At 40.0% G+C, this 24,519-nt stretch carries 19 protein-coding genes; 12 read left to right on the top strand and 7 right to left on the bottom strand.

The window, feature by feature from the left end; translation table 11 throughout:
- Window positions 1–57: 57 nt before the first annotated feature.
- The 3 genes from PSH41_RS11265 (at window position 58) to smrA (ending at window position 1,558) form a co-directional block, all read left to right on the top strand.
- Window positions 58–495, top strand: coding sequence for a hypothetical protein (locus PSH41_RS11265; RefSeq protein WP_248450585.1), 438 nt, complete (start codon window positions 58–60; stop codon window positions 493–495).
- A 106-nt stretch (window positions 496–601) separates the two neighbouring features.
- Window positions 602–847, top strand: a complete 246-nt coding sequence (locus PSH41_RS11260) for a hypothetical protein (protein WP_083901815.1) — start codon at window positions 602–604, stop codon at window positions 845–847.
- Between the two features lie 129 nt (window positions 848–976).
- On the top strand, window positions 977–1,558 hold the full coding sequence (smrA, locus tag PSH41_RS11255) for a DNA endonuclease SmrA (RefSeq protein ID WP_024032280.1): 582 nt from the start codon (window positions 977–979) through the stop codon (window positions 1,556–1,558).
- Window positions 1,559–1,706: 148 nt separating this feature from the next.
- On the opposite strand, the gene PSH41_RS11250 is transcribed toward smrA, so the two are convergent.
- Window positions 1,707–1,847 (bottom strand): hypothetical protein, encoded by a 141-nt coding sequence (locus tag PSH41_RS11250; RefSeq protein WP_273589055.1) that lies wholly within the window; start codon window positions 1,845–1,847, stop codon window positions 1,707–1,709.
- Between the two features lie 96 nt (window positions 1,848–1,943).
- Window positions 1,944–2,864 (bottom strand): 2-hydroxyacid dehydrogenase, encoded by a 921-nt coding sequence (locus tag PSH41_RS11245; RefSeq protein ID WP_273589054.1) that lies wholly within the window; start codon window positions 2,862–2,864, stop codon window positions 1,944–1,946.
- Between the two features lie 162 nt (window positions 2,865–3,026).
- Here PSH41_RS11245 and PSH41_RS11240 point away from each other — a divergent pair, with 162 nt between their 5' ends.
- On the top strand, window positions 3,027–4,733 hold the full coding sequence (locus PSH41_RS11240) for a lysophospholipid acyltransferase family protein (protein WP_273589053.1): 1,707 nt from the start codon (window positions 3,027–3,029) through the stop codon (window positions 4,731–4,733).
- A 364-nt stretch (window positions 4,734–5,097) separates the two neighbouring features.
- Here PSH41_RS11240 and dapE read toward each other — a convergent pair whose 3' ends face one another.
- Window positions 5,098–6,282, bottom strand: a complete 1,185-nt coding sequence (gene dapE / locus PSH41_RS11235; protein ID WP_273589052.1) for a succinyl-diaminopimelate desuccinylase — start codon at window positions 6,280–6,282, stop codon at window positions 5,098–5,100.
- A gap of 261 nt (window positions 6,283–6,543) precedes the next feature.
- On the opposite strand from dapE, the gene PSH41_RS11230 reads away from it, so the two are divergent.
- Complete coding sequence (locus PSH41_RS11230; protein ID WP_273589051.1) at window positions 6,544–7,197, top strand: OmpW/AlkL family protein; 654 nt, start codon at window positions 6,544–6,546, stop codon at window positions 7,195–7,197.
- A gap of 60 nt (window positions 7,198–7,257) precedes the next feature.
- On the opposite strand, the gene PSH41_RS11225 is transcribed toward PSH41_RS11230, so the two are convergent.
- Window positions 7,258–7,794: a thioesterase family protein gene (locus PSH41_RS11225; protein WP_273589050.1), complete on the bottom strand. Its 537-nt coding sequence runs from the start codon at window positions 7,792–7,794 to the stop codon at window positions 7,258–7,260.
- Window positions 7,795–7,897: 103 nt separating this feature from the next.
- Between PSH41_RS11225 and PSH41_RS11220 the strand changes: the two genes are divergently transcribed.
- Complete coding sequence (locus PSH41_RS11220; protein ID WP_273589049.1) at window positions 7,898–8,392, top strand: hypothetical protein; 495 nt, start codon at window positions 7,898–7,900, stop codon at window positions 8,390–8,392.
- Window positions 8,393–8,410: 18 nt separating this feature from the next.
- Here the strand turns inward: PSH41_RS11220 and tyrR are convergent, their stop codons facing one another.
- The 3 genes from tyrR to bcsE form a co-directional block, all read right to left on the bottom strand.
- Window positions 8,411–9,967 (bottom strand): transcriptional regulator TyrR, encoded by a 1,557-nt coding sequence (tyrR, locus tag PSH41_RS11215; RefSeq protein WP_004588344.1) that lies wholly within the window; start codon window positions 9,965–9,967, stop codon window positions 8,411–8,413.
- A 208-nt stretch (window positions 9,968–10,175) separates the two neighbouring features.
- A complete protein-coding gene (gene bcsG / locus PSH41_RS11210; protein ID WP_024032287.1) occupies window positions 10,176–11,756 on the bottom strand; it encodes a cellulose biosynthesis protein BcsG in 1,581 nt (526 codons plus the stop codon).
- A gap of 169 nt (window positions 11,757–11,925) precedes the next feature.
- On the bottom strand, window positions 11,926–13,548 hold the full coding sequence (gene bcsE, locus PSH41_RS11205) for a cellulose biosynthesis protein BcsE (protein WP_273589048.1): 1,623 nt from the start codon (window positions 13,546–13,548) through the stop codon (window positions 11,926–11,928).
- A 114-nt stretch (window positions 13,549–13,662) separates the two neighbouring features.
- Here bcsE and bcsR point away from each other — a divergent pair, with 114 nt between their 5' ends.
- Genes bcsR through PSH41_RS11175 form a run of 6 tightly spaced genes read left to right on the top strand, consistent with a single transcriptional unit; the run spans window position 13,663 to window position 24,434 of the window.
- Window positions 13,663–13,842, top strand: a complete 180-nt coding sequence (bcsR, locus tag PSH41_RS11200) for a BcsR/BcsP family cellulose biosynthesis protein (protein WP_126007812.1) — start codon at window positions 13,663–13,665, stop codon at window positions 13,840–13,842.
- A 31-nt stretch (window positions 13,843–13,873) separates the two neighbouring features.
- A complete protein-coding gene (gene bcsQ, locus PSH41_RS11195) occupies window positions 13,874–14,587 on the top strand; it encodes a cellulose biosynthesis protein BcsQ (protein ID WP_004588340.1) in 714 nt (237 codons plus the stop codon).
- Between the two features lie 2 nt (window positions 14,588–14,589).
- Window positions 14,590–17,259 carry a UDP-forming cellulose synthase catalytic subunit gene (bcsA, locus tag PSH41_RS11190; protein WP_273589047.1) on the top strand — a complete coding sequence of 890 codons (2,670 nt, stop codon included), beginning with the start codon at window positions 14,590–14,592 and terminating at the stop codon, window positions 17,257–17,259.
- Window positions 17,252–19,498, top strand: a complete 2,247-nt coding sequence (gene bcsB / locus PSH41_RS11185; RefSeq protein WP_273589046.1) for a cellulose biosynthesis cyclic di-GMP-binding regulatory protein BcsB — start codon at window positions 17,252–17,254, stop codon at window positions 19,496–19,498. Before bcsA ends, bcsB begins: the two co-directional genes overlap by 8 nt.
- Entirely contained in the window at window positions 19,498–20,625 is a 1,128-nt protein-coding gene (bcsZ, locus tag PSH41_RS11180) for a cellulose synthase complex periplasmic endoglucanase BcsZ (protein ID WP_273589045.1), read from the top strand. Before bcsB ends, bcsZ begins: the two co-directional genes overlap by 1 nt.
- Window positions 20,616–24,434 carry a cellulose synthase subunit BcsC-related outer membrane protein gene (locus tag PSH41_RS11175; RefSeq protein ID WP_273589044.1) on the top strand — a complete coding sequence of 1,273 codons (3,819 nt, stop codon included), beginning with the start codon at window positions 20,616–20,618 and terminating at the stop codon, window positions 24,432–24,434. Before bcsZ ends, PSH41_RS11175 begins: the two co-directional genes overlap by 10 nt.
- Window positions 24,435–24,519: the final 85 nt, after the last annotated feature.

The following is a 24,519-nucleotide window of genomic DNA, read 5'->3' as shown; positions in this document are numbered from 1 at the left end:
CTAGATATTTAATCATTTTATTATAGAGACCTACGCTCAAAAGGCCAGATTTGCTTTATGTCAAACAACACAAAAAAACAATCATTGCTTGGTAAAACACCACAAAAAAGAAAAACCCCTGTAAAAAAGCCCCGCAATAGGCCGCAAACAGCACCGCAATCTTCAGCTAACCCAACATCAACCCCAGCGGAGCAGCCTGTAAAGTCTAAAACAGGGTTACTTATTACGCTGGCTATCATTTTTGCTGTAGCCATTATTTTTCCAAAACCAACTTTGCTCACCTATAAAAAATTAGGGTTAGTGAGCGAAAGTATTTATTGGCCTGGGGTCTTTGGGTATGGCCGTACATTACTTGATTCAAACTTACACCCGCAGCTAGACGAGAAGCGCAATGCCCTTTATTTATGCGCAGATATGAAGGCGCCGCAAAGCTGTCAAAAGTACCAACTAATAAAAAATAATGGCTTTTTTGCAGCACTAGCTAGCTATATTTAGCATTAAAAAAACTAATCTGAAAATTTAAAATTACTTGGTTGAAAGGTGTGCAAAAGATCAACATAATGGCGCTCCTTTTTTCAACAACTGAACTATTGAAACGACCATGCTAAACGAGCTAGATTGGCTTTTAAACACTGTATTACTTGCACTAGGTTTAGGTGCATTCTTTATTAACCACATAACAATACTGCGTGTTGCAGCGATTAGTGCATGTGGTCTGTTATTTTTGTCTTTTAGCTTGGATTTAATGTCGTCGAGTGTTATTTCGAATATGAGTTTAGTGTTGATCAATACATTTTACTTGTTCAAAGTGTATACGTTTGGACAATTTAATGTAACGCAGAGTTAACATTTCCCCTTAGAATATTTTATAGCCCAGCCTTGCTGGGCTTTTTTATTTGAAAAAATTAAAAGGCTTGGGGAACAGATTGAACTAAGATAAAATTTATCTCGTATTAATCCTCATTTAGGTCTTACTATGTCTTTATCTGATTTCGATTTATTTTTATCTTCTATGGAAGATGTGAAACCTATAAACCACGATACTGTAACTCCCCTTGCAAGTAATCCCAGTGCCACCCTTGCCCAACAAGAAAAACGCAAAGCTGCCGAGCTTAGCCTTGCGAATGACGAAAATTACTTACAATCTGAGCATGTAGAGCTTTTAGACCCGCATGCATTACTCAGTTTTAAAAAAGATGGCGTACAAAGCGCAGTATTTAAAAACTTACGCTTAGCTAAATACCAAGTTGATGCCACATTAGATTTGCATGGCCAATTACTTAAAAACGCACGCACAACATTATTTAACTTTATTACTGATTGCCACCAGCGAAACATTCGCGTTGTATTAGTACGCCATGGCATTGGTATAAAAAATAAAGCTAAGCCCGGTATACTAAAGAGCTATGTTAATAAGTGGCTACAGGCTCTACCCGCGGTATTAGCGTATCATACCGCTTTAAAGCACCATGGTGGCAGTGGCGCAACATATGTGTTGCTTAAAAAAAGTGATGAGAAAAAGCATGAAAACCGAGAGATCCATGCTAAACGGTACTAAATAACTTATTTTACTAGATACCAGTAACGAAGCGCACTTTAGTAATTAAATGGCCTAATGAAAAGTGGGTACTCTTTAATGATCTGGCTTTATTAAGCCAAAAACAAATTAACAGAGCCCACTTTTTATAATGTGTCTACAAGTGCACTTATTCACCTTGTGAAGTTTGTGAACTTTTGCTTTGTGGCACTTGATCGGCACTCGCTTGGTTAAACCAAGCAGACACACCTAGCACTATAATAGAAACCACTACTAAACTTAGTTTTACTCCGCCTTGACTTGATTTCATACGTTACTCTTATTATTTTTATTTTAGTGACTAAACTTCACAATAATTAAAATTACAAATGTTAACAAGCTGTTTGTTAAACTGTTTTGCTATCTATTAATAACCTTTTGTTCTATTAACCCGATTATTTAATGTAAGGCCGCTTTTTAGGCGATTAATATTTTCTGCAATTTGCGCTGTTACGCTATTTAAATCAGATAACGCGGCGCAGTGTGGTGTAATAGTTATGTTAGCGTTATGCCAAAATGGGTGGTCGTGCGGTAGCGGCTCTTGGGTAAATACATCGAGCGTGGCAGCCCTTAACATTTCACTGTTAAGTGCGTTTATTAAATCTTGCTCTACTAGGTGCTCTCCTCTGGCAACGTTAATTACACACGCATGGGCCGGTAACTTAGCTAATAAATCGGCATTAATAATACCCTTAGTATCTTTTGTTAGCGGCAGTAGGCATACCAAGTAGTCAATTGTGGGCAGCATTTCATTAAGGCCTTGCTGCTGAGAATATAGATGCACCTGCTCATCACTTTTTTCAGTTTTTGACCAAGCGCTTACCGTAAAGCCATTCAGGGTTAGTTTTTTGGCGCACGCTTTACCTAGCTCACCAAAGCCTAAAATACCCACGTGATTATATTTATATGCACGCTTAGGTTTATAATTGCATTGTGATTGCTTAACAAAATACTCTTTTAAACGCAGCTTGTGCGCAAGTACATGGCCTAGCACGTACTCTGCCATATCTTGAGCAAGCTCAGTATCAACAATGCGAACCACGTCTACCTCTTTAGGCAATAAAGACATATTAATACTATCTACACCCGCCCCAAACGATGACACCGCTTTTAAATTTGGTAATTGCTGCCACAAATCATCTGGTGCATTCCAGGCTAATACAAACTCTACATTGTTGAGCTTTTTACACTCTGGCCATTGCATTATCTCTTCATTGGGTAATAGCTCTTTTAGCTTTGCAATTAGCTTTGTATTATCTCGCCCGGTAATGGCTACTAATACCGACATAGAAGCTCCTAATTTTATTAAATAAATTTTATCTACACTAATAAACAACTGAGCAGCTCGTGATGTGCTCTTTAAAAAGTCACACAACTGCAAAGTAAATGTCACACCCTTTTTTTACTCTAAACAGGATGGCGAATAGGCCAAATTGTAAATGAGGTTAATATGATAAGCGTTGATAAAGTAATAGCAGCAAACTTACCACAATTAGAGAACTCCCCTAAAGTAAAAGGTTTAGTTAAAAAGGGACTGGGCTACTTATTACATGAACAAGAATTTGTCGCCTTTGGCGATGCTTACCCCCATTTACAAGGGCTAGAGTTTGTTGAACAAGTGCTTGATGAGCTTGACTTTGATACCCGCTACAAACCAAAACAAATTGAAAACATACCCAGCGAAGGTAAGTTAGTTATTGTGGCTAACCACCCCATTGGCTCGCTCGACGCACTTGCGCTGATAAAAGTACTTTCCAGCGTTAGGCAAGATTTAAAAGTGGTTGCCAATCGCATGCTAATGTCGGTCACCCCTATGCATTCATTGCTGTTGCCAGTAGATAATTTATCGGGAACCAGTAAAAAACAAGAATTAAGTAATATACAAAAACACTTAAAAGATGAAGGTGCGTTACTTATTTTTCCTGCGGGAGAGGTCTCGCGTTTAAGCCCTACCGGTATTAAAGATTGCAAGTGGAACAGTGGCTTTTTACGCATGGCTAAAAAAGCAAACAGCCCTATTTTACCTATTTATATAAAAGCTAAAAACAGCCCGCTTTTTTATGGCACCTCAATGATTTACAAACCACTTGCGAGCTTATTATTAGTAAAAGAAATGTTTAAGCAGCGACAAAAGTCATTAGAGTTTGAAATTGGCGCTTCCATTCCGCCTGAGTCATATTTAATCGAAAACTTAAAAGATAAAGAAATCGTTAATCTCATTCGCAAACAACTTTATCGCCTTACCACTAAAAAGCCCCTTCCCCTTAAAACCCAAACCCCTATTGCAATACCTGAGTGCCGCAAAGAGCTTAAAAAAGCCATAGAGAGTTGTCAGTTATTAGGCAAAACACAAGATGGCATGCATATTCATTTATATCAGTACACTGGCAGCTCGCCAGTGTTTAGAGAGCTTGGACGACTGAGAGAAATTGCCTTTAGAGCGGTAGGTGAAGGCAGTGGAAAACGCCGCGACATCGACAAATATGATATGGATTATCAACACTTAGTGCTATGGGATCCTACGCAGCTAGAATTAGTGGGTGCATATCGCCTTGCTTGTGCAAAGGAAATAATAGAGAAACATGGCCGAGAAGGCTTATACACCGATAGTTTGTTTAGTTACACACAAGCAATGAAACCGTATTTTGAGCAAGGTATAGAACTTGGCCGCAGCTTTGTGCAACCTAAATATTGGGGGCGTAAAAGCTTAGACTACTTATGGTACGGTATTGGCGCATTTACTAAAAACTACCCGCAATATCGTTACTTATTTGGCGCGGTGAGCGTTTCTAACGCCTTACCTGAACAAGCAAAAGCCATGCTTGTGCATTACTATCAACATTATTATAAATCAGAACAACACCTCGCCACCCCTAATAACGAGTTTAAATTAAGCGAGCAACAACTCACTCAGTGTAAAACTGTTTTTAGTGGCAACGATGTAAAAGAAGACTTTGTAGAATTAAAACATGTACTGGCCAATATGGGGGCACAAGTTCCTACGCTATTTAAGCAATATACAGAGCTGTGCAAGCCTGGCGGGGTAAAATTTTTAAGCTTTAGTATCGACCCCGACTTTAACAACTGTATTGATGGGTTGGTGCTGGTAGATTTACAAAACGTAAAAGAAAATAAAGCCAAACGCTATTTAGGTTAGGGCGTGTTGAACTTTACGGATTGAAATTTGTTCAATCTAGGGGCGATTTAATCGCGGCGCGAGGTTTGTAACCTAGTGGGCTCGATAACTGCTCCTGCGTTATTCTAATGACTTACATCCCTGTAAGAATAAGTAAAAACCGAGCAACAAAGAGTTTATCGCCCCTAGGCAGAACCCGAAGGGCAGCGCATGTTTGGCATTTATGCTGCGTTATCGCCTATTTATGGGGAATAACCACACTTCATAGGCTCTGCCTTGCCTAAAAACCAAACATACTGCTGCAAATTCAACCATCAAAGCTCAACACGCCCTACTCAAACAAACAGCGAGGTGATTCTCGCTGTTTATTTTTATTGTGCGATTACTATTTATGGCTAAAAATTCGCGTTAATAAGTCTGTGTAAATGGCCTCAATTTTAAGTAAATCATCAACCGGAACATGCTCGTTTACCTGATGAATGGTACTATTTTTAACGCCGCACTCAATAACTTGGGTATGCTGGTTTGCAAAAAATCGCCCATCCGAAGTACCGCCACTGGTACTTAACATCGGGTAACTCCCTGTTTGCGCATAAATGGTGTGCTCTAACTGCTGCAATAAACTCCACCCGTCTGTTGGTGCCGTATAATAGGGCTCACACGCTCGCTCCCATTCAACCTCCAGGTGCTGGGCGTATTCACTCAGCGCCGCTGATATACAGTGCTTTATTGCATTGCTTGTATAACCATGGCTATATCGCACATTAAAGGTAATTTCGCATTCACTAGGCACTAAATTATCAACAACATTATTTATATTAATGCCGGTCACTTGCAAGGTGGTTTTAGAGCTTGGCTCATCGTCAGGCCATGTTAAATTACTTAAACAATTTACAATATTACCCGCAATATGCGCAGCATTTATAGTGTTCTGTGGGTAGGCAACATGTCCGGCCTTGCCGTGAACTTTTATACGAGAAGAAATAGCGCCTCGGCGACCATTTTTAATTGTATCGCCTACGTGTGTAGAGCTTGTAGGCTCACCAACAATACAGCCATCAAGCTGTATATTATTTTTTGCTAAACGCGCGGCTATTACCTCTGAGCCAAATTCGGCCTCTCCTTCCTCATCGGAGGTAATAAGCCAATAAAAACGCCCTTTTTTACTTTTAGTATCTTTTAATAGTGCCTTAGTAGCACCAAGCATAGCCGCCACACCGCCTTTCATATCGGCAGCGCCGCGACCATACACGGCATTATTAATAATATTGCCAGCAAAAGGCGGGCTTAGCCAGTTGCCCGACTCTGCGGGCACAACATCAATATGCCCAGAAAACGCAACACAAGGTCCTTCTTGTTCAAAACTAACGTAGGCAATTAAATTGGTAACGCCTTCAAAAGTAAACTGCTCACAGTTAAAGCCAAGCGCAGTTAACTCATTGCTAAGCCAATCTATGGCTCCGCCTTGATTAGGCGTTACAGACTCAAACCTAATAAGCGTTTGCGTATTTTTTACCACCGCGCTTAAAGGTTTACTTACACTGTTTTGCGATACTTTTGCAACAGACATAACAACACACTCAATAACCATAAGAGAGATTATTAAAGCGCGAGAATATGACCACATAATGGCAAAGTTAATACAGTGCGATGACCGTTAAATACATAGCTGTGTCAATTAATTAAAATACTTTTTGCACTGACTTTAATCTAAATCAAGAAAAGGGTTCACATACTTCAAACATTTTTGAAACTTTGATCTAGAACAGGTTTTCAACGCTCGGAGATTGTAATAATAGCGTCAATCAAAAAGTAGTTATTGGAGCACAACATGAAAACCCAAATCAGCATTGCATTACTTACCTCTTTACTTGCTATTACCCCTGCGGCACACGCTAACCTTAGCGTTAATGTTGGCACTATTAATGTAAATCCAGATAACAGCAGCTCGGCAATTAACGAAGCGCCAACACTAGCTCTCAAAGGCGACTCTGACACGCAGCTAGGTATTACAATCGATTATGCATTTAACGATAAGTGGGTGTTAGAGCTTATTGCCGCTACGCCGTTTTCGCACGATGTAAATGGCGCAGGTGGGTTAGCTGGCAATAAAATTGCCGACATCAAACAGCTTCCGCCATCATTGGTTGCGCAATACCACTTTTTAGATACAAGTTACGCGCTACGCCCGTTTATTGGTGTAGGGTTAAATTACACCACCTTTTTTGACGAGCAGCCTTCTCAAGCGCTAAAAGCAACCCTAGGCACTGACGATGTTGAAGTAAAACTCGATGATTCGTTTGGCTTTATTGCACAAGTAGGCGCTAACTATAAAATCGATCAACATTGGGGGCTACATGCCATGGTATCAATGATTGATATAGATACCGATGCCACAGTGTATGCAAACGGTGCAAAAGCCCTTACATCAACCGTTGAGCTTGACCCTGTCGTTGCCATGTTTGGTGTAAGGTACAGCTTTTAATTAAGTTTGCAGCGCCTATGTTCTATGTGTTTAAGGCCGAAAGGCCTTATTTTATGAAAATTATTTAGGAAGGTTATTCACCTTTTTTTGCTCAAGCATTTCTTTCCAGTGCATAATTTCACTTGGCAAAATAGGCGCTACACCATCAAACTCGGCTACTTCAAGCATTTCTTCAATACTCACAATGCCTTTTTTGTTTTTAAACACACCGCGCACATACGCTATAGCGTGCAGGCCACGTGCAGAATGAAACTTTTGTTCAATGTAAAAATATTTATGATCCCACCCCACCAGCTTGGTACTAATGGTATAACGCTGCATAGGTTTAATATCGCGAATATAAGTAATGGCTGTAGCATTAACAATAGGAAACCAACGGCGCTTCATTACTTCTTTTAATAAACCAATTCGCTCAATCATCCAAGTGCGCGACAAGTCCATCATAGCCAAATAACGCGAGTTTGTTAGATGCAAGTTTATATCGCAGTCTGTTGGCAGTGCTTTGTAATCAATATCAACAGTATCAAGTAACTGTTGGTAGTCGCGGTTGCGCTTAATTTTAAAAAATAATAAAAGAAGTCTAATATATAAGTTCACGAGAAGGTCTTACCAGTATAAAGTTAACTCAGTGTAACATAGCCACTTGTTAAGGCGAATGTTCTGTTTTAATCTCAAATTATAAATATAAAAAAGTCATAGTATGAAATATAAATTAGCGACACTTTTCACAACCAGTTTATTATGCATTAGCACCTGCGCACTGGCCGATTTTACAATTAAAGGCCCAGGTACGGTGACTTACCCAACAGGTATAGAAAAAACCTTTAATTTTGGCTTTGCATGGCAGCAGCAGCTTGGTAAATTTTCGATAGGTAGCAAAAGCTACAATATGTCGCAATTACCTAACTCATACTCGGTGGCAATCACTTTAGCTAAAGACGATAGCCAAGTGTGGGTACAAGAGTTTAATAATGGCTTTATTGAAGCGTTTGATTGGCAAATAGGTAAACATACTGTCAGTTTAAAAAAGCAGCAGTTTAAAGATCCTGTAAAAGGCGATTACGTGATTGAGCTGAATGGACGCAGTTACTTTTTTACTCGTAATAACGCAAGCATAGTGATTAATTTTGATGAAAATGGCATAGAAACTATCGCCATTGATGGGGTTACAAAAAACATGGGCACTAAGAGCTAGTGCCCAGTAAGCCGGCTATTAAACTTTAACAGTTTTGCGATTAATACCGTAATCTCGTAATTTATTTGCCACTGCAGTGTGGCTAAGCCCTAAACGCTTAGCTAATTGTCTTGAGCTTGGGTAAGCCGGATACAATTTGCGTAGCAAGGTTGCTTCAAAACGTTTTACAGCTTGATCTAACGACCCTTCAAAATCTGACTCTAAATAGCCTAAATCGTGGGTAAAGGTAGGCAATTGCAAATGCTCTACACGTAGCTCGCTATCATCAAGTAACGACACCGCCCGATAAATTGCATTCTCTAGCTGGCGCACATTACCCGGCCACGGGTACTCTTGTAAAAAGCGTAAGCACTCTTGTGATAAAAGCGGAATTGCATGGCCGTTTTGCTGTGCGTACTTTTGAATAAAGTGCTCGGCTAATGGGCCCACATCAGCTTTACGGTCTCTCAGTGGTGCAATCTCTAATGTGAGTACATTAATTCGATAGTATAAGTCTTCTCTAAATACGCCCTCTTGCACCATTGCGGGTAAATCTTTTTGTGTGGCTGCAATAATACGCACGTTAACTTTTACTTCATTTTCGTCGCCCACTTTTCTAAATGTGCCGTCTTGTAAAAAGCGCAGCAGCTTTGTTTGTAGCTGTGTAGACATTTCGCCAACTTCATCTAAAAACACAGTACCGCCATCGGCTTGCTCTAGTACTCCGCGTTTAGGTGCGGTGTTTTCTTCATATCCGGCGTAACCAAATAATTCAGATTCAGCCACATCATCAGGCAAGGATGCACACGAAAGTGCAATAAACGGCTTAACCGAACGATTAGAGGCATAGTGGCACGCACGAGCAAGGAGCTCTTTACCTGTGCCAGTTTCTCCGGTTATTAAAATGGGTGCTTCTAGCTGCGACATTTTGCGTGCTTCGCGCACTACCCGGCGCATAGCAGTACTAAAGTTATGAATAGTTGCAAAGCTTTCTTGCCCGTAACGTCTAAAGGCACTGACCTGCTGACCAAGGCGGCTTTGCGATTTTATATTTATAACCGCACCAGCTAACACGTCACCTTCACCACCTTGCGGGACGGCAATCGGTAAAATATCGGCAATAAAGTCTTCACCAGCAACATCTACCCGGGTTGTTTGTCCAAGTACTTCTTTGCCTTCTAACCAACGCGTAAAGTTAAACCCTTTTAGTAGGTTATTAATATTGGCCCCTACTACTTCTTTTTCGCTCAACTGTAGGTCTTTACAGGCTGCGTCATTACACAAACGTACCCACCCTTTTGCGTCAATCGAAATAACACCATCGGGAAGTGCACGCAGCAGTGTATTTAATTCGTTATGCTCTCGCTCAGAGGGTAAAAAGGCGGTTGTGCGAACATCATGTACGCCATCAATCAAACGAATAGAAGGCATAATTTTTTGAAATTGCTCAAATTCAATTTCAGGAAAGCTTACATACATACGGCAATTTACCGAATCAACCTCAATCCCTTTTAAGTCAACATCGTAGTTTACTAAAATATTTAGGATCTCTTGGGCAATACCTACACGGTCGGCACAATGAATATCTAGACGCATACATCCTCGAATAAGGAAAAACTATATTAGCCGAATAATACGCTAACTCCGTTATTCAATACAGTAAATTGTAAACAAATTTGGACAAACCACCGCCTTTATCGCTGTAACTCACGCCTATAAACATCAAACTGTAATAACGTACAGCTTAAAACTAAAAAACGCAGCGTGTAAGCTGCGTTTTAAAAGGGGTCGTGCATATATGCTATTAATTTTGCGGGTATGGGGTCCAGTCTCCGCCATCTAATTGAATATAAGGGCGCTTATTAACATACATCATGATTGTATCGGCGTTTTCGGCTACTTTAGGTGCGCGAGGCAGCGTATCAACTAAGTCGGCAATATTGCCATTACCTGCAAAAAAGTTTGTGCTAAGCACGCCACTAATTAGCTCCGATAAACCAAAGTAACTTGTTGATTCGCTTACAAGCGTTTGTGAATAGCTTTGTACATTTTTACCAATAAACTTAATCGCCACCGGAACAGACACAATACTTGGGCTTGGTATCTCACGAAGCCCAGCAAATTGCACTTTATCGCCTTTTAATGCTGCGCCGTGTTCAGGTACTATCATCAGCATGACATTACGGCCACGTTTTTCTAGGTTTTTAATAAACCCGTTAATATCGTTAAATAAGTTTTTATGTCTAATTGGGTAACTTTCAAGGCTACTCATGCGGGCTTGATTCGCTAGTTGATTGCCATCATGCAAACTGGTGGTGTTGTAATACATAGCACATGGCGCGCAGTCTTCACCTTTATCATTTAACCATGAGTTTAGTACTGCCCCGTCTGAGTAAATAGGTTTGTTGTCAAACCCGTATTGAGCTACAGGTAAGTTAGTTATATCGTAAGGCTGCTCATCTATTTTACCAAACTTTTTCACCAAACCTTTAAACTCATCAAAGTGGCCGTCGTGGTTCATAACCACATTGCTTTTGTAACCTAAGTTTTCTAAATTTTTAAACAAGTGACACTGCTCTGGCGCATTTTCAAATAAGGCAGTTTGGCTTGTTTGACCACAACTTGCTCGTAGCAGGCGAATTGCAGCAGGCCCAGAGTAAGAAGTAGCCGAATTAAAATCAGAAAACACCACATCAAAATCGCTATATAAATCATCAAGGCTTACGCCAATGGCCTCTAGATCAGCCACGGCCATCGAGCAAATATTTAGTACTATGACATCAAATAACTCGCCATTATATTGCTGAGGGAATTGGCTTGCTAGCAAACTTTGCTGCTGATAAAACTCTTTTAATTGCTGATCAGGCGATTTTGCTTCTTGCGTTACCACTTGTGCTTGTGCACGAGGCGCTGCTGTTTGAACATTATTAGCCGCCACAGGCTGTGTAATTAAATTATCCTCGTTGTTTGTCCCCTGCCAAGCTACAAACATAAGCCCAACTATTGTTACGGTGGTAAAGCGTATCCACTGTGAGCAATACCAAAAGCACACAGTAATAACAAACAGTGCCAATAACATATCAACATTAATAACCCGCGCCATGAGCTCTAAAAAGTAGCCAAAGCTAAAGTCTTGCACGTTACCAGCTTGGCGTGTTAAACGGTCTATAGGGGGCAACCACGAATCTTTATAAAGTAAAACAATGGCCATTACTGCGCCTAACCAATGTTTGGCTTTATTTAGTAAAGGATGCGTGTAAGAAATAGCAAAAAAAGCAGCCAGCGCTGCATTTGCTAATAAGCCAAAGTCGATTGCACCATAATAAAAAAGTGCAAACTTAACTAAAAAATAGAGGTTCCACACCCCTAAGCCTGATAATTTCACTATTTACCCTTCTTTATTCTATTTGGTTTGTAAGGTTCGAGTACTTCATGTTTAAACGTAAGCTGAGCATAGTATTTTTTTATTTTTTTCAGTATCAACGACCCCGACATACATAAAAATACGCCAACTAGCATCGCTAAAATTGCTGTAATCAATAATTGATTAATACTCATACGTTACTCTTTATGGCCATTTTGAACGGCACGGCATCTGCGCGCTCGTTTTTAGTAAACTCTGGTGTTTCTAAATCAGCTGCAACACTTGGATCTATTTTTTGCGAAAATTTATAGCTTTCATTCTCTGTTAATTGGGCAGAGTAATCGGTTATATCTTGGTCCGCATAATAACGCCTAAGCTGTTTACATTCTTGCTGAATATAAAAATGATCGGAAATAATATTTTGCTGCGCAAAAAAATCGTTTGTTTCTAATTTAAACAAGTGCTTTATCGCGTTGTTTACATCATTTTCGCGACACGCATGTAAATACAAATACACGGTGTTTTCTACCAAACTGAATACGTCGCCCTCACGCTTTATATGAAATAAATGCAATGGGTGGATTGGGTCAATCCGAGGCAAAAGCTCTAATTTAACCAACACCCCGCTTACCCCTAGATTTACAGCTGAGTCACTGTGAACTTCTACCTGTTTGGTAAATTCTATAAAAGGCAGGTAACCTTTAGAAAAGGTATTTTCGGTAAATTGAAGTACATGTTCAATAGAAGGCGGTAACGGTCTTGAAAATTGAAACCCTTGAATTGACTGCACCTGTGAGAGCAACCTAGAAGGCTCTGAAAAACTATACAAAATTAGATTAACACCTAAGGTCAAAAATAAGCATTCATCTTGATGGCGGATCACCCCATCAACGTTCTGAATCACTAATTTAAGCCAGCGACCACAGTTTTTTCTCAGCTCAAAACATTGTTTAGCAAGCAAGGCTAAATCGGTATAACGCGAGACTGCAAATACCAATGTTGCCGCCTCTAATTTAGGGCCTTGAGAAAAAAGCGCATTGTTGTCTTTTATTATTTTATATTTTGCAGGAAGCTTGGTCCCTTCAGGAATAGCTCCTTGTACAATCCACACGTCGTCTTCATCTGCAAATACACCCGATGTTGAGGTTTGTTGTTCCGTAATACTATTTTGCTGCACTTTAAAGCAGCCATTTTCAATCATTAATGGATACTGTACAGAGGCGATGATACCTGTACTGTGATGCCAATAATCGTACTCTAGTACGCGCACTGTTGAATCATTTTCAACATATACCAACCCGTCGAGGTCCGAATTTAACCGCCTTAATAAAAAGCGATAGTTAGTCACCTCAGGGCCAGAAACTAAAAATAAGACGGTCGCTCCTGATTGTGTACTAAATTTTTTATAGGCCTGAACACTTTGAATCAGTTGCTTTTGATCCAATGAAGCTAAATCAGTCGTACTGAAGTGAACAATGACCAATGCGTTATTTAGCTGTTTATAAGCATTTAGCTCTTTTAGGGTGTTGTTAATTATTTGTTGCTTTGGCCAATCCCGCGTATCTGCCGAAAACCTAAACGGATGCACTTTGTGTTGGCCAAATGCATAATTTAATGCATCGCTAAAAGGGCCTTCAAAAAATGTTTCTATTTGAGAAGAAACAATATAAATATCAGAGGCTGAGGGTTTATTAATTGCATGTAATGCCAGTTCAGTAGCAAAATTGTCTAAAGGGGCTAAAATTGCATATAACGATGCAGGTTTTAGCTCTGCAGCAGAGGGCTGCAAGCCTGAAATGTTAAAGTTTTGCACTGAATTTAGCCTATAAAAAATACTTTTTTACTAGTTTTACCCGCTATTCTATATATAATAGACAAATATTGTCCACTTTAAATAAAAATAATAAACTTCACCATAAAGGCAACAATGCGTAATTTAACGACAAAAAGCTCTGAAACCTTAACATCAAATGACATTGAGAACCTTGCACGACGTTTTGGCGGCAAAAGTGAAGATTACGTTGAAATTGTTAATAAACAAAAAAATAAACAAACAATAAAAAAATACGCATTACTGAACGAAATACACCGAGCAGTAAATACGTAAGTAATAATTAAAACGACAGGTAAACAACCCTTTGCAAAGAATTTTTCTAAAAGGCATTAAAGGCGGCACTGGCGCTACTTCTATGGTTGCCAATTTAGCCTGCGTATTAAAAAAGTCGGGCTCTGACGTTATTGCTATAGATTTAGATTCTAAAAGCGATTTGGGCCTGCACTTTGGCCTGCCTTGGCAGTACAACCACGGCTGGAGTAACGAGCAGGACTTTGAACAAGCACTTGAGCACTTTCATCAAGATAGTGATGGCATAGTGTTTTTACCTTTTGGCGATAAAAGTGTTAGTACCGCCGCGTTATTCGATTTTATTAACAATTGCAATAAACTGGATTATAACAATAATGCTTGGCTTCTTTTTGATTGCCCTGCACATATTGATATCACCCACTATCCGCTCGATAAAAACGACATAGTAATTGAAATAGTTAATTGTGATGCTATTTGCCACAGCTTAATTTATAAAAAACTACAAACGTTAAAACACACTGACAACCAGTGGAAACACTTCTTTTTAGTCAATCGTTATAACTCTGCATCAACACTTGAGTTTGACCTGTTTTCTTTATGGCAATCTACCTTGCCGCTTATGGCGCCTTTTTTTATAAATAGTGATGAAGTAATTAAAGAATCTACAGCCTATAGAAATGTAGCGCTTAATTGTGCGCCTTACAGTGTTGCTAACGATGACTTTGAAACACTTGCCGGCTGGCTTGTAAGTAAATCGGCCCTGTAGTTATGAGCTTTTCTTTATTTTATAAGCGCCCAATACACAGTACTTTGTATTTACTGTTAAGCATTATTTTTACTGAAAAACTTGTACGTTATATTTTATTTAAGTTTCATAGTTATTTTAACCAGCACAAAGTAAACGTAATAGAAGCCTTTTTAATGCCTTTTATTACGCTGATTAGTTCATTGTTTATCAATATAAAAGACCACAAAATTAACTTTGAACTTATTTTATATGATTACTACCCGCATCTTCGTTTGCCTTACCGCACGTTTATTTATTCAAATATTTTGCGCTTTATCATTCAAAGCGTTTATTTGTTATTTTTTAAATACAAACCTAAAAATAACTCTGTAAGGGAGCGGCTATCAAATCAGTTTTATAATGGGGTAAGTTATTCACTTAAACAGTTGCGTTGGTTTGACTTAAAGCTAGGTAGATTACTAAAGCGTTTGTTATCAAAAAACGTTAAGGGTTCTAAAAAAAGTGCTTTTAAAACCATGGCTGACGCTAAGATTTGGCAAAATAAACTAATAAAATATGTGGTTGTAGTCTTTATATTGTTTTTACTGGCTATTTTTATAACCATTCCGTTTAGCCTAGAAGCGCAAGCCGTGTTTATTAGTTTTATTTTGATAGTGGCATACGGGCTTAAGCGCGTTAAAGGGCAAATGGCCACGATTGTAATGATCACCCTATCGGTAACCACTTCATCGCGTTATTTATGGTGGCGCTACACAGAAACCCTCAATTGGGATGACCCTGTTGCGCTTACATTAGGCGCAGGCTTGCTGCTGGCAGAAACCTATGCGTGGCTAGTGCTCATTTTAGGCTTTTTTCAAACTATAAACCCCCTTGAGCGTAAACCTGTTCCGTTGCCAGAAAACACTGACTTATGGCCAACAGTTGATGTATACATTCCTACTTATAATGAACCATTAAGTGTTGTACAACCTACCACGCTTGCGGCTATGAGCATTGATTGGCCTGCTGATAAGCTCAACGTGTATATTCTTGATGATGGCAAACGTCCTGAGTTTAAAGAATTTGCTCAAAAAGTGGGGGTGGGTTATTTAACGCGGCCCGATAATAACCACGCTAAAGCCGGTAATATGAATAGTGCCATGCGCTACACTAACGGCGACTACATTGCTATTTTTGACTGTGACCACGTACCTGCCCGCTCATTTTTACAAATGACCATGGGGCAATTTTTAAAAGACAGCAAAGTATGTTTAGTGCAAACACCGCATCACTTTTTCTCAGCAGACCCGTTTGAGCGTAATTTAAATAACCACAGCCAAATCCCTAATGAAAACATGCTTTTTTATGGGTTGATCCAAGATGGTAATGACATGTGGGATGCCACCTTCTTTTGTGGCTCATGCGCTGTTTTAAAACGCGAAGCACTCGACAATATTGGTGGCTTTGCATTTGAAACGGTAACCGAAGATGCCCACACTGCTCTGCGTATGCAACGTGCCGGTTATAAAACCGCTTATATAAATATCCCACAAGCTGCAGGCCTTGCCACCGACAGCCTCTCTGCACATATTGGCCAGCGTATTCGTTGGGCTCGGGGTATGGCACAAATATTTAGGCTCGATAACCCAATTTTAGGTAAAGGGCTCGATATACCACAGCGCCTGTGCTACTTAAACGCCATGCTGCACTTTTTATCGGGCATTCCGCGTATTGTATTTTTAACCGCGCCACTGGCGCTCATATACTTTAATGCTTACATTATTTATGCGCCGTTTTTAGCTATTTTTATTTATGTAGTGCCTACACTCATACAAATAAAAGCGACCAACTCACGAATTCAGGGTAAATATCGCTACTCTTTTTGGGGTGAAGTATATGAGTCTGTTCTTGCGTGGTACATACTAAAGCCGACAACCGTTGCGCTAATAAACCCTAATAAGGGTAAGTTTAACGTAACAGAAAAAGGCGGCTTAAATGATAAAGAGCATTACGATTGGGGTATATCTAAACCCTACTTGGTACTTTTGCTCATAAACTTAGTTGGCATGCTTGTAGGTGTTTTACGCTTAGGCTTTGGCGATCCGAGCCAAGTGGGCGTTTTGTTAATCAGCATGGGCTGGGCAATTTATAATATTATTATTTTAGGCGCTGCGGTAGCCGTTGCTGCAGAAGCTAGGCAAGTAAGGCAGTCACACCGTATTAAGGCAAACTTTCCGGCCGGCGTGCGCTTAGCAAATGGGCATACGTTAAAAGTTAAAATAACCGATTACTCTGATAATGGGGTAGGCATTGAAACAGAGCACGCTCATTTATGCCGAGTAAACGACAAAATAGAGCTATTAATGAGCCGCGGTAATAAACAGTTTTCGTTTACAACATATGTATGTAACACCCGAAACAAACAAATAGGCTTAACGTTAAAAGATCTCTCGCTCGAAAAGCAAAAAGCATTTATACAGTGCACCTTTTCAAGAGCGGATGCGTGGCTGGACTGGCAAAATAATTTTCGTCATGACCGCCCTTCATATAGCTTTAAAGAAGTACAAAAAACAAGTTTAAGAGGATTTAGCAATTTATTGTTTCATGCTCCTAAGCCATTACAACCCTTTGTAAAACTAATGACAAAAATTGTTGTATATATAAACTCTTTCACCCCTAAAAAACCAATAGTGCATAATAATTATGATTAAAAATTTGCTTAATACATTTCTAATACTGTTTTTAACATGCAGTGCTTACAAAGCATGTGCTATTGAGCCAATGCACGATAAATCTGTGTTTATAAATGGCTACCCAGAAAGCGCCAACGTGTCTAGTTTAAGATTAGACTTTGCTGCTTTGGGCTTTAATGGCTACAAGCTTGATGGCATAAACAACAACTCAAGAGTGGATTTTACCAACCGCATTGATAAATTAAGCACCGATTTACAGCTTAATTTTTCTTACACAAACTCGCCATCATTGATTGCTAACGTGTCGCATTTAAAAGTGTATTTTAATGAAAACTTAGTCACTGTACTGCCCATAAATGAGCAACTAAGTGTGGTTAAAAATACCGTTAACCATAGCCTAAAACTCAATGCTAAGTATGTACAAGACTACAACCAAGTACGGTTTGAGCTTGTTGGTTATTATGATTTACGTTGCCAAGATTACTTTAGTCGCTCTATTTGGACCGAAATTAATAAATCGAGCAATATCACGCTCAATCAAAAGCAACTGGCAATAGATAGCCGTTTAGAATATTTACCAGAGCCCTTTTTTGATGCCAAAGATTACAATAAGTTAAGCTTACCGTTTGTGTTTGCAAAAACACCTAACACCAAAACGATTGAAGCGGCTGCGACTCTTTCAAGCTGGTTTGGCGCGCAAGCTGACTGGCGTGGTGCTGATTTTCCGGTGGTGATTAACAAATCATTAGATACGCACAGCGTGGTTTTTATTACCAACGATTCAAAGCCTGACTTTTTAAAAGACTATCCCGATGTGGAAAAGCCAACCGTTGAGATTATTTCAAACCCACTACATAGATACAGCAAAATGTTGCTTATTTTAGGGCGTGATGAAGACGATTTAAAAACCGCCGTCACGGGATTGGCCTTTGGCCATAAAGTCATGACCGGCAGAACAGCTAGCATAGAAGCAATTAACCAACTACCGCTTCGCAAGGCGTACGATGCCCCGCGCTGGTTACGCGCTGATAGAGCTGTACACTTTGACGAATTAATTGATTTTGACAATCAGCTACAAGCACAAGGGTTAAATAACGGACCCGTAAAATTAAACGTGCGTTTTGCTCCAGATTTATTTACTTGGCGCGAAAAAGGCATCCCCATTACATTGCAATATCGCAGCACACCCGAGAGCGAGTCTTTGGACTCTCGGTTAAATATGTTGATTAATCAAAAATTTATTAGTGGATATTTGTTAGATAATGACGACTCTGCACTCAATACTACAAAAACATTATTGCCACTTATTGCCAATACCGATACTACACAAAACGCAGAAAACTTTTCACTGAATGGCATAAACCTAGCCACTCGGAACGAGCTAAACTTTGATTTTAGATTTGGTGTGCTGAAAAAAGGTGAGTGTGCAATAGCACCACCTGGTGGTGAGTTTGGTGTTATTGATGGTAATTCTAATATTGATGTAAGTGGCTTTGATCATTACATTGCCCTGCCAGATTTGAATGTATTTGCGAACAGTGGCTTCCCGTACACCAAATATGCCGATTTACAGCAAACACTTGTACTAATTGACCCGCAGCCTTCTGCAAAAGCGTTAACTTTGCTGTTTAATCTTACCGGTCATTTTGGCGCAATAACAGGGTATCCAACCCACAGAATGACAGTGGCCCATTTAAATGAAAATGTTGATTTAGACGACAAAGATATTTTAGTTGTTGCAAAGCCTGGCAGCACAGCTCAGCAACTAGATGAAGATGCGCATACAAACGTACTTTTAACGAATAACCAGCGTGAAATAAAGCAAGCAATTTACAACGGTGCATACGATGAGCAAGCCACAGATAAAATACAAGTAAGTGTAAAAAGTAACGGAGATATGGCGGTAATTACAGCTTATCAATCTCCTTTTGATTCTGAGCGCTCTGTTGTATCACTTAATGCCACCACTGAAAAAGCATTTGGCTTAATTGATAAAACCCTTATGAACTCGCAAACATTAAGCCAATTAAAAGGCAGTGCTGCGGTTATAAACTCACAAGGCGTTAAAACAATAAAAACCGAAGAGCAATACTTTGTCGGTCATATTCCTGTACATACGCTGGTGTGGTTCCATTTATCTGACCATCCATTTATTTTAGCCCTGCTTTCTATATTAACGCTGTTACTAATTTCATTTATTTTATGGCGATTACTACAAGCACTCACCCATAAGCGTTTAGCTGAAGGAGATGAATAATGACATTACTTAACCGAGCATTATTAGTAGCCGCTTTTTTAAGTTTTTCTGTGTCAGCGCAAACGCAGCAGTGCGAGCCCTGGCAGGGGTGGCAAGTATTTAAAAATCACTTTATTAGTGATGAAGGCCGCGTAATAGACCTAGGCTCAAAACAAAATATTACCACCTCAGAGGGGCAATCATACGCACTATTTTTTGCGCTAGTAGCAAACGATAAAGCCGCGTTTGATACCATTTTAGATTGGACGCAAGACCATCTCTCTGAAGGCGATTTAAGTACACGTTTGCCTGCTTGGCAATGGGGTGAAACAGGCAATGATACCTATGGGATTTTAGACTCAAACCCAGCATCAGATTCTGATTTGTGGATAGCATATAGTTTATCGCAAGCAGCTATTTTATGGGACGACCGCCGCTATAGTATTTTAGCTGCTGTATTAGCGCAGCGTATTATGCGAGAAGAAACCGCCTATATTTCAGGGTTAGGGCTTACTTTATTACCCGCCCCTGCTGGGTTTGAATTTGAAAATAACACCTATAAACTCAACCCTAGTTATTCACCGTTATTTATTTATCAGCAATTTAGCAAATTATACCCGCACTCACCTTGGCAGCAATTACATGAAGCGTCTGCAAAGCTTATTTTGGATACCGCTAAAAACGGAGTGAGCCCTGATTGGGTGATGTATAGCCCAGCAAAAGGTTTTTATTACGATAAAAAAGCAACCGATTTAGGCAGCTTTAATGCCATTAGGGTTTACTTATGGGCCAGCATGATGGCGAACGATGCGCCTTACAAAGAACAGCTAAGCGAGCAGTTTACCCCTTTTGTAGAGGCTATAAACAGCCATGGCTATGTCCCTTTAAATACCTATGCACGCTCTGGCAAAACCCAAAAGCGTGGCCCATTAGGCTTTAATGCTGCCCTACTGCCCATGCTAAAAGAAAAAGGCGATGATTCTTTGGTTATGGCCATTCAACAAAAGTTAATGGTCGATAAGTCATTCACACAAACACGCTATTACGACAGTGTATTAAATCTGTTTGGTAGTAGCGCGCTTAATAAGCGCTTTTCAATAACAGCAGACGGGACGCTCAAGCCAAGGTGGAGCACTGAATGTCGTTAAAATGGGCTGTTGTTTGTACGTTAGCAGTCAGCGCAAGTGTGCATGCTAAAACAAATAATGACATTGATACACACTCTGTTGAGTGGCTTTTAAGCCAAATCAATATTGGTGAAGTGCAAGAAAATAAAGATTTAATTGCCGATAGCTTACAAAAGCTATTGGCCATTGCCCCTAATCGAATAGAAAGCCAGTGTGCGCTTGCTCGTTTTGAGTTTGCCAATGGTAAGGCTATACAAGCAAATCAAATTTTAAGAAAAATTGACGGTAACAACACACGTACCCACCCTTGTGTAGAACAGTTACGATTAATTGCTAGATTAGAAAACGAAGACAAAGCAGATATACAACAAGCTAAATTACTTGCCCGTGCGGGACGTTACGAACAAGCGCGATTAATTTACAACAGGCTTTTTAAAAACTCCTATCCAAGCTTAGCGTTTGAGCTTGAGCATTTAAGTTGGTATGCACAAGAGCAAAGCCAATGGCAAAATGTAAAAAAAGGCTACGAAAGGCTACTACGCAGTTACGAGAACATCGGCGCAGTAGATATTGCATATGCGCGCCACTTACTCAGAAATAACCCCACTGATAGCACCGCACTAACTATTTTAAGTAAATATGGTGCCACCTCTCGCTACAGTAATGAAGTAGAAGCAATCTGGTTAGGTGCTTTATCTAACATGCAATTAAATAGCGCTACAGAGAAACAATTTCAGCGCTACTTTAGCGTGTATCCGTTTAGCAGCAAAGGCGAATTACAGTATCAAGATTTCAAAAAAGATTTAAAAGCGCGACAAAAATTATTAGCTAACCCGGCCTACCAACTATGGCTTAAAGGTGAGGCGTTACTTGAAAAAAACAAGCTCGTTGCTGCAGAGCCGCTTTTACTAAAAGCGCTCAAAGGGCGCCCTAACGATGGCGCAATTATGCGCAGCCTTGGCACCCTTTATTTGCGTATGGGTAAAAATCAAACGTCTTATAATTATTTTACTAAGGCGTATTCGCATACCGCCGATTTTGCCGAGCGAGAAACGCTAAAAGACTTAGCCGCTACTGCAAAGTTTTGGCTTTACATACGCCAAGCTAAAGAAGCCATTAATAATAGTCAGTTTAAAACGGCGTTGCTTAAATTAAATTTAGCCGACACACTTGAGCAAGACCCTGCTAGCGTTTTGTATAACCGCGGATTGTTACAATTTGCTCAAGGTAATTATTCACAAGCGGCCGCTATTTATCAAACCGTGTTAAAAAATGATCCGCTTAATAATGGCGCTCTAACAGGGTTATTAGAAATTGTTGAATTGGATAACAATGAGCAATCGTTAATCAAGTTTTATAATGCTTTATCTCAGTCTCAAAAAGCACAACTTAAACCTGTGTATGCGGCAACGTTAAGTAGCCAGCTTCGCGAAAAAGCACGCCAATATAGTGATACTGGCGATACAGAGCTTGCTGAGCAAACCTTAAAAAAGGCAATTGAACAGGCCCCTGAACAGCCTTGGCTTTATTACGATTTAGCGTTTATTTATCAACAAAACGGGTTAACTAAAAAGGCAAAAACGTTATTTAATAATGTGCTTTGGCAGTTTCCGCTCAATCCACAGTTACGTTATAGCCATGCTTTATTTTTACGCTCAATTGATGATTATCAAGGCGCTTTAAACACCTTAGAGTATGTGCCGGTTAATGATCGAAATGACGACATAATTTCTCTTGAGCAACAACTTAGGCTCAACGAGTCTCTTCGACAAAGCGAGCGACACTTAAATACTAAAAATAGAACCACGGCTATTTTTCATTTAAGTAATTTAGAAGCGCAAAATTTAACTCCAGTAATGAAAGCCGAGCTATCGCGTAGCTGGTATCAAATAGATGAGAAAAAACACGCTCTAAAGTTAATTAATACTGCATTAAATACTGAGCCCACTTTATCACCTTATTGGCATATGCTTTACGCGCAGTGGCTATTAGAACAAAACGAGCGCCCTGCTGTAGAACAATGGTTTTCTCATTACAGCTTGCCTAATAATGCAAGTGCTGGCGAAGTAGAACAGTACGTCAATTTATACACCACGTATATTAATCAGTATTACGAAGGTGGCGAATTATTAGCAAAGCTTAACCAGCTTGATCAAAAGTACCAAAGTACATCCGCCATCACCACGGCATTAATAAATGCTAATTTAGCTCTGGGGCAGCAAGAGTCAGCAATTATTGTTTATCAGCAAAAACTGAAAAACAATCAGCCAATTGAACCTCAAGCTATGCTTGCAATCGCAAAAGCTTACAGAGAATTAGGAAACGACTTTCAGGCAAAAGAAGTCACTGAGCGCGCAATAACGCAAACAGATGATCAGCAAGCCTACTTACAACGCCAAATAATGGCCTCGTTAAATGACTTTAACTACGCAGGTGATGCTTTAGTTTTAGCCAATCAATTAATTGCTAAATCACCCAATGATAAAGAGCTTAGTTATTTGGGCGCTGAAGTTGCTCGAAATTTTAATGAACAAGACCAAGCTAAGCAATGGTATTTAAAAACGCTATCAAGCGAGCAAGGCCTAAACGATGAATCGTTTTACAAACAAATTGCTCGCATAGATGAAAATGATGCGTGGTATATTAATGGCGCTAAGCGCGAGCTTATAAATGAGCAAAGCAAAAACCAAGCATACATTGCTATTGGGGTAAACTTTAGTGGCCAAACAAGCACCGAAAGCGAGGCAACTCTTGGCGCAGGCTTAGTACCTATTGAGGCCTACTTTCCACTTTTGCAAGGCCAAGGGTTTATTAAAATAGACCCAACCACTATTAGCGCACAAACAACTCGCTTTGATGAGCAATTTGCTGGTAGCCGCTACGGCCAAGGCGCACTTTGTATATTTACCTGTGCTATTGATGAAGTAAGCCCTGAGCAAGATGGGGTCGACATAGGTATTGGATGGCAAAATGAAAATTGGCGTGTTGATGTAGGCACGACCCCACTTGGCTTTTTAATTGAAGACATAGTATGGGGTGTAAATTACGCCAACAGTATTGGCGATTTTGGTTATAGCCTAGAGCTAGAAAAACGCCCTGTAACAAGCTCCGTACTCTCTTATGCTGGGCTTGAAGATGTAAATACCGGTGAAATTTGGGGCGGCGTGCGCTCAACAGGCCTAACTGCTAACTTATCTCATGACTTAGGTGGCGATTGGGGCTTTTGGTCAAGCGCCGACTTTACGCTCTATAAAGGGCAAAATGTTAAAGATAACCAACGCTATAGAGTAATGGGCGGGTCTTATTATCGCGTTATTAGTAATCAAGAACGCGAATTTACCGTCGGCGCAAGTCTATTACATTGGGCATACCAGTATAATTTAAGTGAAGAAACATGGGGCCACGGCGGTTACTATAGCCCACAAAACTACGTTGGGTTGTCGGTGCCTTTAAGCTACGATGCGCGCTGGGGCGATGATTTTGTATATCGCTTAAAAACGGGGATTTCGTATTCGCAAACAAAAACCCAAGCCATTGATTTTTATCCTAACGACACTGACTTGCAGCTACAAGCCTACGATAGGGAATCGATTACCGGGGTGGACCCTGTATTTGAGAGTGATGACAGCTCTGGCGTGTCATACAATCTTGAAGGGAGCTTTGAGTACCGTATAACGCCGCATTGGTTTTTTGGTGGTTATCTAGCAATCGATCGCGCTGACTTTTACGAACCAAACTTTGGCCAGCTCTATATTCGCTATTACTTCAATCCTGTGTACGGGACGTTAGAGTTTCCTGGCACCCCAATTATTCCCTATGCAGACTTTTAACGCAGTGCAAGGTGATACATCGCGAATGCTTCCCCTCGCACTAAGGTATATGTATACTTGAGCGCAATTGTAACTAGGATAAGGG

It is taken from the genome of Pseudoalteromonas sp. CST2, from assembly GCF_028599385.1.
Taxonomy (GTDB): domain Bacteria; phylum Pseudomonadota; class Gammaproteobacteria; order Enterobacterales; family Alteromonadaceae; genus Pseudoalteromonas; species Pseudoalteromonas atlantica.
Note: the sequence above shows the minus strand (reverse complement) of the source record. Positions and strands in the feature narration are given on the sequence as shown.

Coding starts and splice junctions, on each gene's coding strand:
- PSH41_RS11240 (WP_273589053.1), top strand. CDS start 3,027: ATGATAAGCGTTGATAAAGTAATAGCAGCAAACTTACCACAATTAGAG.
- PSH41_RS11250 (WP_273589055.1), bottom strand. CDS start 1,847: ATGAAATCAAGTCAAGGCGGAGTAAAACTAAGTTTAGTAGTGGTTTCT.
- bcsR (WP_126007812.1), top strand. CDS start 13,663: ATGCGTAATTTAACGACAAAAAGCTCTGAAACCTTAACATCAAATGAC.
- PSH41_RS11220 (WP_273589049.1), top strand. CDS start 7,898: ATGAAATATAAATTAGCGACACTTTTCACAACCAGTTTATTATGCATT.
- tyrR (WP_004588344.1), bottom strand. CDS start 9,967: ATGCGTCTAGATATTCATTGTGCCGACCGTGTAGGTATTGCCCAAGAG.
- PSH41_RS11175 (WP_273589044.1), top strand. CDS start 20,616: ATGTCGTTAAAATGGGCTGTTGTTTGTACGTTAGCAGTCAGCGCAAGT.
- PSH41_RS11260 (WP_083901815.1), top strand. CDS start 602: ATGCTAAACGAGCTAGATTGGCTTTTAAACACTGTATTACTTGCACTA.
- smrA (WP_024032280.1), top strand. CDS start 977: ATGTCTTTATCTGATTTCGATTTATTTTTATCTTCTATGGAAGATGTG.
- bcsZ (WP_273589045.1), top strand. CDS start 19,498: ATGACATTACTTAACCGAGCATTATTAGTAGCCGCTTTTTTAAGTTTT.
- PSH41_RS11265 (WP_248450585.1), top strand. CDS start 58: ATGTCAAACAACACAAAAAAACAATCATTGCTTGGTAAAACACCACAA.
- PSH41_RS11230 (WP_273589051.1), top strand. CDS start 6,544: ATGAAAACCCAAATCAGCATTGCATTACTTACCTCTTTACTTGCTATT.
- PSH41_RS11245 (WP_273589054.1), bottom strand. CDS start 2,864: ATGTCGGTATTAGTAGCCATTACCGGGCGAGATAATACAAAGCTAATT.
- bcsA (WP_273589047.1), top strand. CDS start 14,590: ATGAGCTTTTCTTTATTTTATAAGCGCCCAATACACAGTACTTTGTAT.
- dapE (WP_273589052.1), bottom strand. CDS start 6,282: ATGTCTGTTGCAAAAGTATCGCAAAACAGTGTAAGTAAACCTTTAAGC.
- bcsB (WP_273589046.1), top strand. CDS start 17,252: ATGATTAAAAATTTGCTTAATACATTTCTAATACTGTTTTTAACATGC.